Annotated in this window: 13 protein-coding genes; 7 read left to right on the forward strand and 6 right to left on the reverse strand. The window is 69.9% G+C overall.

The features are described from left to right. Positions 1-2: 2 nt before the first annotated feature. Both VFZ09_RS26900 and VFZ09_RS26905 read right to left on the reverse strand, forming a co-directional pair. Positions 3-1,370, reverse strand: a complete 1,368-nt coding sequence (locus VFZ09_RS26900; protein ID WP_329730533.1) for a class II 3-deoxy-7-phosphoheptulonate synthase — start codon at positions 1,368-1,370, stop codon at positions 3-5. A gap of 505 nt (positions 1,371-1,875) precedes the next feature. Beyond that, positions 1,876-2,283, reverse strand: coding sequence for a DUF962 domain-containing protein (locus VFZ09_RS26905; RefSeq protein WP_329730534.1), 408 nt, complete (start codon positions 2,281-2,283; stop codon positions 1,876-1,878). Positions 2,284-2,391: 108 nt separating this feature from the next. Here VFZ09_RS26905 and VFZ09_RS26910 point away from each other — a divergent pair, with 108 nt between their 5' ends. From VFZ09_RS26910 to VFZ09_RS26920, 3 genes are all read left to right on the forward strand, one after another. Continuing rightward, positions 2,392-3,447: a hypothetical protein gene (locus tag VFZ09_RS26910; RefSeq protein ID WP_329730535.1), complete on the forward strand. Its 1,056-nt coding sequence runs from the start codon at positions 2,392-2,394 to the stop codon at positions 3,445-3,447. 37 nt (positions 3,448-3,484) lie between these two features. Further along, positions 3,485-3,751 (forward strand): hypothetical protein, encoded by a 267-nt coding sequence (locus tag VFZ09_RS26915; protein ID WP_329730536.1) that lies wholly within the window; start codon positions 3,485-3,487, stop codon positions 3,749-3,751. A gap of 692 nt (positions 3,752-4,443) precedes the next feature. Then, positions 4,444-4,683 carry a hypothetical protein gene (locus tag VFZ09_RS26920; RefSeq protein ID WP_329730537.1) on the forward strand — a complete coding sequence of 80 codons (240 nt, stop codon included), beginning with the start codon at positions 4,444-4,446 and terminating at the stop codon, positions 4,681-4,683. Positions 4,684-4,687: 4 nt separating this feature from the next. Here the strand turns inward: VFZ09_RS26920 and VFZ09_RS26925 are convergent, their stop codons facing one another. Next, positions 4,688-5,122, reverse strand: a complete 435-nt coding sequence (locus VFZ09_RS26925; RefSeq protein ID WP_329730538.1) for a thioesterase family protein — start codon at positions 5,120-5,122, stop codon at positions 4,688-4,690. 286 nt (positions 5,123-5,408) lie between these two features. On the opposite strand from VFZ09_RS26925, the gene VFZ09_RS26930 reads away from it, so the two are divergent. The 4 genes from VFZ09_RS26930 to VFZ09_RS26945 all read left to right on the forward strand — a co-directional run bounded on the left by VFZ09_RS26930 (position 5,409) and on the right by VFZ09_RS26945 (position 9,757). Then, positions 5,409-7,121, forward strand: coding sequence for a metallophosphoesterase (locus tag VFZ09_RS26930; protein ID WP_329730580.1), 1,713 nt, complete (start codon positions 5,409-5,411; stop codon positions 7,119-7,121). Between the two features lie 265 nt (positions 7,122-7,386). Further along, positions 7,387-8,028, forward strand: a complete 642-nt coding sequence (locus VFZ09_RS26935) for a TonB family protein (protein WP_329730539.1) — start codon at positions 7,387-7,389, stop codon at positions 8,026-8,028. 65 nt (positions 8,029-8,093) lie between these two features. Continuing rightward, positions 8,094-8,552: an Imm26 family immunity protein gene (locus tag VFZ09_RS26940; RefSeq protein WP_329730540.1), complete on the forward strand. Its 459-nt coding sequence runs from the start codon at positions 8,094-8,096 to the stop codon at positions 8,550-8,552. Positions 8,553-8,644: 92 nt separating this feature from the next. Further along, on the forward strand, positions 8,645-9,757 hold the full coding sequence (locus tag VFZ09_RS26945; protein ID WP_329730541.1) for an MBL fold metallo-hydrolase: 1,113 nt from the start codon (positions 8,645-8,647) through the stop codon (positions 9,755-9,757). A gap of 5 nt (positions 9,758-9,762) precedes the next feature. On the opposite strand, the gene VFZ09_RS26950 is transcribed toward VFZ09_RS26945, so the two are convergent. From VFZ09_RS26950 to VFZ09_RS26960, 3 genes are all read right to left on the reverse strand, one after another. Continuing rightward, a complete protein-coding gene (locus VFZ09_RS26950) occupies positions 9,763-11,172 on the reverse strand; it encodes a hypothetical protein (RefSeq protein ID WP_329730542.1) in 1,410 nt (469 codons plus the stop codon). A gap of 82 nt (positions 11,173-11,254) precedes the next feature. After that, positions 11,255-12,244, reverse strand: coding sequence for a type I methionyl aminopeptidase (gene map, locus VFZ09_RS26955; RefSeq protein WP_414640748.1), 990 nt, complete (start codon positions 12,242-12,244; stop codon positions 11,255-11,257). Between the two features lie 170 nt (positions 12,245-12,414). Continuing rightward, positions 12,415-12,873 carry a SitI3 family protein gene (locus tag VFZ09_RS26960; RefSeq protein ID WP_329730543.1) on the reverse strand — a complete coding sequence of 153 codons (459 nt, stop codon included), beginning with the start codon at positions 12,871-12,873 and terminating at the stop codon, positions 12,415-12,417. Between the last annotated feature and the right edge of the window lies 1 nt (position 12,874).

Here is a 12,874-nt window from a genome sequence, read left to right on the forward strand (position 1 = left end):
GCTCAGGAGTGGGGCGGGCGGGGCAGGCGGCTCATGCGCCGGGCGATGCGGAAGCCCATCTCCAGGGCCTGGCGGTAGTTGAGGCGGGGATCGCACAGGGTGGCGTAGTTGCGCTCGAGGTCCCGCTCGGTGATGCCGACGGCGCCGCCCATGCACTCGGTGACGTCCTCGCCCGTGAGCTCGAAGTGCACCCCGCCCAGGTGGGTGCCGAGCTTCTCGTGCACGTCGAAGCTCTGCTCCACCTCGTGCAGCACGTCATCGAAGTTGCGCGTCTTGATGCCGGAGGAGGTGCTCACGGTGTTGCCGTGCATGGGGTCGCACACCCACAGCACGAGCCGGCCCGCCTTGCGCATGGCCTCCACCACCGGGGGAAGCGCGTCCGTCACCTTCTGGGCGCCCATGCGGGTGATGAGGACGAGCTTGCCCGGCTCGTTCTCCGGGTTGAGCCGCTCGGCCAGCTGGACGGCGTCCTCGGGAGACACGCTGGGGCCGAGCTTCACGCCCACCGGGTTGCGGATGCCGCGGAAGAACTCCACGTGCGCGCCGTCGAGGGCGCGGGTGCGCTCGCCGATCCACGGCAGGTGCGTGGTCAGGTCGTACCAACCCGGGCGCCACGGAACCTGGCGCGTCTGGGCCGACTCGTAGTGGAGGTTGAGGCCCTCGTGGCTGGTGTAGAAGTCCACGCGGGTGAGGTCCGCCACGTTGCGCTCGCCCAGGGCCTCCATGAAGCGCAGGGCCTCGCTGAGCTTGCGGGTGGTCTGCTCGTACTCGTCGCGCAGCTCGCCCGGCACGGCGGCCTGCTGGAAGAAGCTCAAGTCCCAGTACTCGGGGTGGTGCACGTCGGCGAAACCACCGTCGCTCAGCGAGCGCACGAAGTTGAGCGTCATCGCCGCGTGGTGGTAGCAGGCCAGCATCAGCCGGGGATCCGCCCGCCGCGCCTCGGGGGTGAACTCGGGCCGGTTGACGAGGTCCCCGAAGTAGCTGGGCAGCTCCACGCCGCCGCGCGTCTCGGTGGGCTTGGAGCGCGGCTTGGCGTACTGGCCGGCGATGCGGCCCACGCGGATGACGGGCCGGTGCCCCCCGTGGATGAGCACCAGCGACATCTGCAGCATGATCTTCTGCCGGTTGGTGATGATGTCCGGACGGCAGTCGGAGAGCGACTCGGCGCAGTCGCCGCCCTGGAGCAGGAAGCGGCGGCCCTGCTGGGCATCCGCGAGCAGCTCGCGCAGCCGCTCCACTTCCCAGGAGGTGACCAGCGGAGGCAGCCGGCCGAGCTCCGCGACCACGTCGTCCACCTCCTTGGGGACCTCGTAGCGGACGTCTTGGGTGATGGGCTTCGTCTTCCAGGAAGTGGGGGACCAGGTGCTCATGCCAGGGACAGGAGTATCACAGTGGACGCCTGGTTCGCTGGGTGCGACACCGTCCCCGGCTCACTTCGTCGGCGGCGTGAGGGCCAGGGTGTGGAGGGCCTCTGCGACCATGCGGGTGGTGGCGTCGAGGTTCTCGAGGGAGATGGACTCGTCCGGAGCGTGGCCCATGTAGAAGTCCCCGGGGAAGGCCGGCCCGAAGTCGACGGCGCGCGGGAAGAGGCGCGCGCAGGTGCCACACCAACGTGAGCTCCACCACCGCGTCCAGCGAGCAGGCGCGGACGTACTCGGCGTAGCGCTCGGCTGGCGGCTTGCCCTTCAACGCCTGGGCGGAGAAGCGAGCGGCGCGAGCCTTCGGCGAGCCCTGGCAGCGGGAATCACCGGCGAGGGCGAGCGAGGGAATCAGCAACCCCAGGGCGGCGAGCAGTCGGGTAGGCATCGCGCCCCGGTGTACACCAGCGCCCGGGAGGTGTCCCAGGCGCCCGTTCCCCAGAGGGGAGGCCGCGTCCTAGCGGCCGTTGCGGCGGGTACGGACCGGAACCGGCACCGGCACCCGCCGCAAATGACCTCCGGACTGATCGTCCTCGTCCCGGACGCCGGCACGCGCGAGGTGCTTGGACAGGCGGCCCACCAGCATCAGGCCCGCCATGCGGAAGTCGGAGAAGAGGGACCAGAGCGGGTACTTGAAGGTCGCCGGGCGGTTGCGCTCGAGGGTGAAGTGGCTCACCCACGCGAAGCCGTAGCCGGACACCAGCGCGAACGGGAGCAGGTACGCCTTGCCCGTCAGCCCCGCGGTGACGCCCAGGCACACCGCCACCGAGGTGCCCAGGAAGTGCAGCCAGCGCGTGATGGGCAGCGAGTGCTCACGCAAGTAGTACGGCCAGAACTCGGCGTAGGTCGGGATGCGCTCGGTCATGGGTGAATTGTGCTTCCGGAGCCTCCCCATTCGTCAACCCTCTGCCACGTCTCTTTGGCGATCTGGTGTCATTCGGCCTAGGGTTGACCCACTCCAGGGAGACGGATCGTGAACGACTGGACGCCCAAGCCCATTCCCTCGGCCGCCGTCTCGAAGCTCCCCCTCACCCCGGAAGAGGGTTTCCTCCTCTCGCGCCTGGACGGTTTCACGTCCGTGCGGCACCTGCCCGCCCTCACCGGCTTTCCCCCCGAGCGCATCCAGGCCATCCTGGCGCGCCTCGTCGAGCACGGCGCCGTACTACCCGCGCCTACTCCCGCTCCTGCGCCACCACCCGCCACGCCCGCCCCGAGCACCGGAGCCGCGACCGAGGCGCCCCCGGCCGGCGGTGAGGAGCCCCCGGCGGAGGGGGAGCGGGAGCCCGCGGGGGACGAGGAGGAGCCCGAGGACGCCACGGCCGAGGTGGCCGCGGGCAACTGGCGGCAGCTGTTCGAGCGGCGGTTGCATCCGCTCCCCGAGGACGAGCGGGCGAGCCGGGCGCGGTCGGCCGAGGATCCGGAGCTGTCCGCCTTCTGCTTCGATCCGGTGCCGGCGGTCATCCAGTCGGTGCTGGAGAACATGCGGGTGGGGCTGGGGCACGCGCGGCTCATCGCGAGGCACCACCACAACCCGGTGGGACTGGAGGCGCTGTGTGGCCGCGCGTCCTTCGCCTCGGACGCCGGGGTGCGGCGCTGGCTGGTGCGCAACCCGCAGCTGCCCGTGAGCCTCTTCCGGCGCCTGTGGGGAGGGCGCCGGCTGATGGAGCAGTACAAGGTGGCGATGGACCGGGACGTGCCCGAGGGCACCCGCCGCACCGCGCGCGAGGTGATGCGCACGCGCTTCAACACCGCGCCGGCCGAGGAGCGGGTGGAGCTGATCCTCCACACGGAGGGCCGGGTGCTGGCCTCACTGGTGGGGCTGGCGGTGGACGGGAAGACGGCGGCGCTGCTGTGCGGGCGCACCTACCGCTCGCCCATGCTCATCCAGAACATCGCGCGCTGGAGCGCGGCGCCGCCGGCCCTCATCGTCCACCTGCTCAAGCAGGAGGCCGTCCGCCGGCAGCCCATGCTGCGCCAGTTGCTGCAGCGCCACCCCAACGCCCCCGCGGACGCGAAACGCGGCGGGTAGCATCCGAGGCCCTCCACCCGCGTACGGGAGAGACAGGATGAACGGTCGAGTCGCGATGCTGACGCTGTCCCCCCTGCTGCTCATCTCGACGGTGGGCTGCCCTCATGCCTGGAGCAGGGAGGGAACGATCGACAAGGCCCTGGAGCGGGACATGATCGAGTACTACTCGATGAAGGACTGTGCGCTCGACAAGCAGGAGTGGGAAGATGCCTGTGCAACGTTCTACGAGAGGGCGAGCAATCCTGCGGCACAGCAACTCTGCCCTCCCGAGTGTCGCCCCACGCCTCCTCCAGGCACTCCGTGAGACCGGAGAGTTCCATGAAATGGCATTCGCTCCTGGCCGCCACGCTCGGCCTTCTTCTGGCGTTGCCACTGGCGTGGCTGTTCCATGTCGCCGCATTCGGAACGGGAGCGGATGAGTCACCCTCCCAAGGCAAGCCTCCTGTCCCCATGCTCTCAAACGAGCAGCGGCGAGCCCTGCTCACCTACGGGCAATCGTGCGTTTCGGATAGGGACTGCGAGTCCCCCCTCCGGTGCTTCTTCAGCAGCCATACGATGCGCCGTTACTGCACGGACAGCCGATGCGTGACGGACCTGCAATGCCAGGAGGGCTTCGTCTGCCGGACCCAGCTCACCTCGGACGGAGCTCCCCTTCGTGTCTGCTCGCTCACGGGCATGCGCAAAGAAGGCGAGATGTGTTCGGAGCATGCGTCCAGCCGCGATTACGCCTGCGAGAAGGAGCTGCTCTGCCAGTCCCGATGTGGCCGCCGCTGTCAACCAGAGGCTCCCTCCTCCTGTCCCGAAGGATTCTTCTGTCAGGCGGATCCAGCGAACGGGCCCTCCTGCCTGCCCACCTGTGAGGGCCGTGCCTGTCCCGACGGCCAGCGGTGCGTTGACCTGGACCACTCCAGTCGCGAAGGCAGGCACGCCTCCGTTTGCGCCACGGTGTACGGACGGGATTGCCAGCAGAACCCCTGCCCCCAGGACCAGCTCTGCATGCTCCAAACCTCACCGCAGCCCGTGGATGCGGTGTGGATGCAGTGCACCTCCGGTTGCGGCGCGGGGGCGCCTCCCTGCCCCGAGGGCACCGTCTGTCACCAGTACCGGTGCCACCCGGCCTGCACTCCCGGGGACGCCTCGTCCTGCGAGCCCGGCTTCACCTGCCACCGCAAGACGGACAAGGAGCCGTGGAGGTGCGTGCCCACTCCCCGCGCCACCGCCAGCGCCTCGCCGTAGGGCCTCACTCGAAGATGCGGCCCTCGAGCGCCTCGATGGAGGCGCGAATCTCCGGCGGCACGGGCACCTTGTCGTACGTGGGGTAGCGCAGCGTGACGAGCACCGCGCCGCCGCGCGCATACCGCACCCCACTGCTGGCGTCCTCCACCGCGTACTCCATGGTGATGCTCGTGTTCCCCAACCGCGTCACCCGCGCGCCCACCACCAGGTCCGCCGGGAACACCACGGGGCGCAGGAACTCCGCGTTCGTCGCCGCGACGATGGGACCCACTCCTCCCTCCGGCTTCTGCATCTCGGCGCTCACCAGCCCCACCCGCGCCATGTAGGCGATCCGGGCCGCCTCGAACCAGGTGAAGTACCGCGCGTTGTTCACGTGGCCGTATGCGTCCATCTCGCCCCACTGCACGGGAAAGCGCACGGTGATGGGAAATTCGTTCATGGCCCCGTGATGCATCACGCCCGGTGCCCTCCGGGCAACCGGAATCGTCGGCCCGCCCGGCCGCTCGGCTCCCCCTCCATCTGCCCCATCACGTCGCGGGCCGGGGAGTTGACCCGGGCCCGGGGCTGGGGGACCGTCGCCTCCAGTGAGCCCCCACGAGCCCGCCACCGCGAAGAAGCCGCAGCCCGCGGAGACGCCCGACGCGCCCTCCCACGACTTCACCCTCCACGAAGCCGGCACTCCCGAGGACTCCGGCACCGCCACGAAACCCGAGCAGCACGCGGACATGGTGCGCTGGCTCCACCCCTCCATGCTCATCCGCACCGGCCTGGACGCGCTGGTGGCCGCCGTCTTCGGCGCTCGCGCGGACCACCGGCTCGTCGAGGCCGTGGTGCGTCCCCAACCGCCCTACTTCGACTACTCGGAGGAGTCCCCCGGGCAGGACTTCTGGCTGGACTACGTGGCCGACACCGGTGACGGGTGGAACTCCACCTACGCCGTGGCCCGGCTCCTCGCCCTGCCCTCCCTCGAGGTGAAGGATCCCACGGGCCAGGCCCACCCGCTCGAGCGCGGCCGCATCCTCGTGTTCGGCGGCGACCAGGTGTACCCGGGCGCCAGCCGCGACACCTACGAGGAGCGCCTCGTGCAGCCCTACGAGGAGGCCCTGTGCCGCACCCCGGAGCCCAGCCCGGACCTGTTCGCCATCCCCGGCAACCACGACTGGTACGACGGCCTGTCCGCCTTCATGCGGCTGTTCTGCGCCAACCGCTGGCTGGCCGGCCGGCGCACCCGGCAGAGCCGCAGCTACTTCGCCCTCAAGCTGCCCCAGGGCTGGTGGCTCGTCGGCACCGACGTGCAGCTCGACAGCGACATCGACGTGCCCCAGGTGGAGTACTTCCGCCAGGTCGCCGAGCACATGAAGCCCGAGGATCGCATCATCCTCTGCAACGCCGAGCCCGCCTGGGTCATGGCCACCGCCCGGCGGCGCCGCGGCTACCTGGAGAACAACCTCGACTACCTCCAGGAGAAGGTGTTCGGCCGGCGCATCAGCCTCTTCCTCGCCGGAGACCTGCACCACTACCGGCGCCACGAGGACCCCGAGGGCCGGCACAAAATCATCGCGGGCGGCGGCGGCGCCTTCCTCCACCCCACCCACGCTCCGGCGGCGCGGCGGCTGCGCGACGGGTACGTGCTCAAGAAGAGCTTCCCGGACCAGAAGACCTCCCGGAAGCTGGCCCGGCAGAACCTGATGCTCATCCGCCACAGCCCGCTCTTCGGGCTGATGACGGGCGCGCTCTACCTGCTGCTCGCGCTGGCCACGTACACGGAGATTGGAAGCTACGGGCTGACGCAGCTGCCCCAGGTGCTCTCCGCGGTGGCCTCCTCGGTGGTGACGCGGCCCTGGTCCCTGGTGCTCGGGCTGTCCACGCTCGGCGGGCTCGTGTGCTTCGCGGACAAGGACTTCGGGCGCTGGCGCTGGCTGGCCGGCGGACTGCACGGCCTGGCCCACGTCACCGCCGCGTTCCTCGTGGCCTGGGGCGGCATGTACTTCACCGCCAGCGTCCTGGGCATCTGCCAGGAGATCCTCCCCGGCAACACCCTCCTCGTGCCCGGGGCCACCCTGTGCGCCGCCGGGTGGAAGCACGTGTGGGCCAAGTTCTTCCTGGGCGCATTCTTCACCTTCCTGGGCGGCTTCCTCGTCGGGCCCTTCATCATGGGCCTGTACCTGATGGTGAGCGTCAACGGCTTCAAGGCCCACTCCAACGAGGCCTTCATTTCGCTCGCCATCCCCGACTTCAAGAACTTCCTGCGGCTGCGCATCGGCAAGGACGGACAGCTCACCGTCTTCCCCGTGGGCCTCGAGCGCGTGCCTCGCCAGTGGAAGCAGACGCACGCCGGCCCCTACGCGCCCGCCTATGAGCCGGATGACCCCGGGGCCACCCCGCCCGCGCTCATCGAGCCGCCCATCCGCGTGACGCCCCGAAGCCCGCGCGCCTGAGCACGCGCGCCGCTCAATCCCAGAGGGCTCCGCGTGCAATGCCTGACAGGCATCACCATTGGCGTGCAGCAACGCCACCACCATCTCCCGCCGTTGCCAGGCCTTGCGCGTCCCGCGCTCGTGGCCATCCTCGGTCGCGAGTTGGAACAGGGGTTCCAATAACACCCACCTGGCCTCTGAATCCCATACAGCGGCTCCACGGGATTTCCGGGAACGTCCGATTGATCTCACAGCACACCGGCCCGTTTTGGTGTAAAATTCCCGCATGACTGGCTCGTTCCTCTCCGTGCAGCCTCGCCCTGCCCTCCTCTGCCTGCTGGCCGCGTGCATCGCCCTGGGTGGTACCGGGTGCGCCACGGCCTCACGGGCAACCACCTCGGCGCTGCCCGCACCGGAGCCCGTCGCCGAAACAGCGCCCGCCCCCAAGCCCGAGGCCAAGCCGGCTCCAGCCCCGGTGGCCAAGGCCTCGCGTCCGAAGAAGCGCGCCGCGCCCCGGCCCACCGCCGCCGAAGTGAAGACGGAGGCGAAGGTGGAAGCGAAGGCCGAGCCGAGGACGCCCGTGGCGGCGCGGACGGCCGAGCTGAAGAGGCCCCAGCCGGAAGCGCCTGGTGCGGGCGAACCGGTGGCCTTCGAGCCCTCGGTGATGACGCGACCCCAGCGGGTGAGCGGGAGGGAGCCGCGGCTCACCCCCGAGGCCCGGGCCGAGCGCGTGCGCGGCACGGCGCTGGTGCGCTGCGTGGTGACGCGGGAGGGCCGGGTGACCAACTGCCGGCTGCTCAATGGCCTGCCCTACATGGAGAAGGAGCTGCTCGAGGCCCTGTCCACGTGGCGGGTCACTCCCGTCATGTCCCAGGGCAAGCCGCTCGACGTGGACTACACCTTCGTGGTGCGCATCCCCACGGGGTGAAGAGGCAGACGGCATCTCCATACGGGTGTGCCCACGCTCAAGAGCCCGAGCCGGGAGATTGAGCGATGGGCAGGCGGAAGCACACGACAGGAGCCTTCTTCAGGATCGCCCTCGCCGATGGCTCCTTCGGCTATGCGCGACTGCTCGAGCCACCGTACATGGCCTTCTACGACTACAGGACCACGATTCCGGACTCCGATCTGGACAGGATCTCCTCCAGCCCCGTCCTCTTCAGGATTGCCGTCCGCCACCTGGCCCTGAACGAGTGGGAAGTCCTGGGGCACAGGGCTCTCGAGGCGCCACTGACCGAGCCCGTCGTCCAATTCATGCAGGACCTGGGAGACTTCCACCGCTGCACCATCTTCGACACCGCGGGGAATGAGCGAGCCGCCGAGCCCCGGGAATGTGTGGGTCTCGAGCGGGCGGCGGTCTGGGAGCGGGATTCCGTGGAGGGACGCCTGCTGGATGCCTTCCTGGGAAGGCCCAATGCCGATGTGGAGCACCTCGAGGTCCGTCTGCATTGACCCGGGCCGCCCACCTGGGAAGCACCTGTCCGCTCACTCCGTCGACGCGAGGTGAGGTGGCACGCGGGCGGGCCCCGCGTTAAACCCGCCGCATGCCCCAGGGTTCCGTCTTCGGTGGGAAGGCCCACGGCCTCCGTCTCGAGCGCATGCGCGCCTCGCCCCGTTTCCTCGACGGGTTCTTCCGGAACACCGCGGGCGTGGGCCCCGGGCTCAAGCCGGGCACCGCGTTCTCGACCCTGGGCGAGTTCTTCCTCGGCGGCAATCAACGCACGCCCCCCGCGCCCCTGCCCCTGGAGAGCCCGCTCGCCACGTGGGCCCGGCCGGTGGACACGGGCCTGCGCGCCACCTGGCTCGGACACTCGACGGTGCTGCTCGAGGTGGACGGGCTGCGCGTGCTCACCGACCCCGTCTGGGGCGAGCGCGTCTCCCCCTGGTCCTTCGCGGGTCCCAAGCGCTTCCACCCGGTGCCGGTGTCGCTCTCGCAACTGCCCCCGCTGGACGCGGTCATCGTCTCGCACGACCACTACGACCATCTCGACTACCCCACCCTCCTCGAGCTGGCGCGCAGCACGGACGTGCCCTTCTACACGTCGCTGGGCGTGGGCTCGCACCTGGAGGCGTGGGGCGTGCCGCCCGAGCGCATCACCGAGCTGGACTGGTGGGAGTCCGCCACGCTCCCCCGCGGCGAGCTGCGCATCACCGCAGCGCCCTCGCAGCACTTCTCCGGCCGGGGCCTGGGAGATCGCAACCGCACGCTCTGGTCGTCGTTCGTCATCGAGAGCCCGAAGCACAAGGTCTTCTTCAGCGGCGACACCGGGCTCACGCCGGAGTACGGGGAGATCCGCCAGCGGCTCGGGCCGTTCGACCTGGTGATGCTGGAGGTGGGTGCGTTCCACCCGGCGTGGGGCGACATCCACCTCGGCCCGGAGAACGCGCTCGAGGCACTGAAGCTGCTCGGCGGCGGCGCTTTCCTGCCGGTGCACTGGGGCACGTTCAACCTCGCCATCCACGCGTGGGATGATCCGGCCGAGACGCTCGTGCGGCTGGGGCAGGAGCAGCGGGTGCACCTGATGATGCCGAAGCTGGGCGTCCCCGTGGAGCCGTCGCGGGTGGAAGCCGTCGACCCCTGGTGGCGCTCCGTCCGCTCAGGCGAGGCTGTGCGCGAGGCGGCCCAGGGTGCCCAGCGCGCCCTCGAGCCGCGGTGACCCGCTCAGAACCGCGCCTGAAGCAGTGCGTTGAAGCCCACGGCGGAGGGGGGCAGCGGCACCAGCTCGAGGACGCCGGTCGGGCCATCATCGAACGTGGTGCGGTTCGGGTCATGGGCGTAGAACGCCTCGCCGATGGCGGAGAAGACGCTCCCGAAGTCCCAGCGCAGCGTGGCCCTCGCCGAGAGGATGGGCTGGCGCTGACGCCCGGCCGGCAGGATGGAGATATCCCCCGGCCCGCGCAGCACGGCAACCCCAGAGGTCCCGAGCGGGGAGCCCTCGTCGTTGTGGAAGGTGGCGGGCCACACCGCCCTCACCACGAGACCAGGAGTGAGGCCCGGCCCGGAGAAGTGGTAGTCCGCGCCCGCCGACAGGAGCAGCTCGGATTGCAGCGGGGTGTCCCGGACGAAGGCCACGAAGGGCGGGAGCCCCGGTGACTCGGAGGAGATGAACGTGGCCGAGCGGTGGAGCGCCAGGGCATGCAAGCGCAGGAAGTCCACCTTGAGCCTCGCCTGCAACGCGAGCACCTCCGCCCCCTGCCCGGTCGTCTTGCGGAACACGTCCGGGTCCATCAGCGTTTGATGAAGGTAGGTGCCCTCCAGGGACACGGACGCCGAGACCCCACCCGGGTACGCCTCCGGAGCGAAGAGTGTCTCGAACACCGCGGGGTCCTGCCGGTAGAGCGAGAAGTCCACGCTGGGACCGATGGGAGCCCCCTGGTGATAGAGGACGCGGCCCGAGACGGCCCGGGTGGACGCACGCTCCTCACGGCCCTGGAGGGCGATCGCCGGAATCGTCCCGTGCTGCACGAAGGCCCCGGCCGCCTCCAGGCGCAACGGCGGCAGCACGTCCACCCCGGCTCCGGCCATCACCAGCGCGAGCCGCTCGGCCTCGAGCGTCAACTGATGGAGGCCCACCACGCTCTTCGCGGCGGCGAAGGCGTACCACTGCTCGCGCGTGAGCCGCGCCTCCACGCCCGGGACACCGGAGCCGCCGGAACCGCTGCCCGTGCTGGTGTACACGAAGCGTCCCCACGCGGCGGGCTGCTCCCAACCCAGGTGCAGCCGGGTGGAGGACATCGGAAGCACGGTGAGCGACAGGCCCTCGGCCTCGCCCCAGGACTCCGGACGCCAGGCGAGCCGCACGAAGCTGGCGTTGTCCCGGAAGGTCAATGCACCCGCGTTGCTGGCGAACAGCAACAGGGACAGCTCCGCCTCGGCCCGCAGCCCCGAGCCCAGCTCGGGCGAGCGCAGGCTCAGCCCCAGGTGGGAGACGGTCCTGAAGTCGGAGGACTCCAGGTCGTCATCGTTGGCCAGCAGGGTCACCCGCACGGACGCGGACTCGAAGGCCCGGGCCTCCGGGGTGGACAGCACGGTTCCACACGCGAGTACTGCTCCGATGAGCCACTTCTTCAACGTTCCTCCAGGGGGAGAGTCCTGGAGGAACGGCACCTCTACCATGCACGGCGCCGGGACGTACGCGGCGGGCCGAGAGGAATCACGCCAGGGTGAGGATCTCCGCGCCCTGGTCCGTCACCAGCAGGGTGTGCTCGAACTGCGCGGTGCGCTTGCCGTCCGCCGTCACCGCCGTCCAGTTATCGTCCCACACCCGGTGCTGCCAGTGGCCGAGCGTAATCATCGGCTCGATGGTGAACGTCATCCCGGGCTCCATGAGGGTTTTCGCCTGGGGATCGAAGTGGTGCGGAATCTGGAGCGCGGTGTGGAAGCGCTCGCCGATGCCATGGCCGCAGTAGGCGCGCACCACGCCCATGCCGTGCTTCGTGGCATGCGCCTCGATGGCCTTGCCGATGACGTTGATGGGCAGACCGGGCTTCACCGCCTCGATGCCGGCCATGAGGCACTCGCGCGTGACGCGGATGAGGCGCTCGCTCTCCGGGTCGATCGTGCCCACGGGGAAGGTGGCATTGGTGTCGCCGTGCACGCCCTCCAGGTAGATGGTGATGTCGAGGTTGACGATGTCGCCGTCCTCGAGGGCCCGGTTGTCGGGGATGCCGTGGCAGATGACCTCGTTGACCGAGGTGCAGATGGACTTGGGGAAGCCGTGGTAGTTGAGCGGGCTGGGGTAGCCGCCGCGGCGCACGTACTCCTCGTGGGCGATGGCATCGAGCTCGTCGGTGGTGATGCCCGGGCGGATGTGGGCGGCCGTGGCGGCCATCACCTCGGCGGCGGCCTTGCAGGCGCGGCGCATGCGGGCGATGACATCGGGGCTCTTCACCTCGGAGGGAGGGAAGATGCGGGCGGGCCGCCCCGACACGGCGTAATCCGGACGGGGGATGTGGGGAGGCACCGTGCGCATGGGGCTGATGACGCCCGGCCGGATGCCCCGCGAGGAGGCCTCGGGCCCCCGCTTGCGCGCTTCCACGGTATCCGCGCCCCGGTGGCACTTCTTGTACTTGCTGCCACTGCCGCACCAGCACGGGTCGTTCGGCTTGGGCAACACCGCGGGTGCGACCCGCACAGTGGACACGTCGTTCATACCTTCGACCTATAGCCGCTGGGGGCGGACCGCGCACGCCTTCTCGGCCGCCTGCCTCCTGGGTCCGCCAGCCAGGACACACCGCGTCAGGCCACGACACGCACCTGCCTGGGACTCGCGAGGCCCTGGAGGCGGACCACGTCTGGAGCCCCGCGGGGCTCTCAAAGCAGCGGCGAGGGCAGGGAACGGCGCTCGAAGGGCACGGGGACGTGGGCCTTCAGCCAGTGCTCGTCGTCGTAAAGGCGGTAGTCCGCGTTGAAGACGAGCCGCCCCCCCATCCGCTGCACGACGATGATCTCCCCGTTGAAGAGCAGGACGCCGTCACGCCCCTGCTCCAACAGGGGCAATGCGCCCCGCAGCATCATCTTGACGAAGTTCTCGTAGTCCCGGTTGGAGGGATAGCGGAATCCCACCGACAGGCCAGGCCTGAAGCCAAAGTTCTCCTCGATGATGGAGTCCCCCTCCCTGCCCAGTTCCAGCACCGTGATGATGATGTCTGGAGCATAGAAGGAGCCATGCTCCTCACTCCATTGGAGTTCCGGAATGCGCTCGGCGAGCAGGCTGAGCGCCTGCGCCCGCTTCATGTCCGTTGACACATCGAGGACGTAGTCGAGACCCATG

The organism is Archangium sp. (genome assembly GCF_036277355.1).
GTDB lineage: Bacteria > Myxococcota > Myxococcia > Myxococcales > Myxococcaceae > Archangium.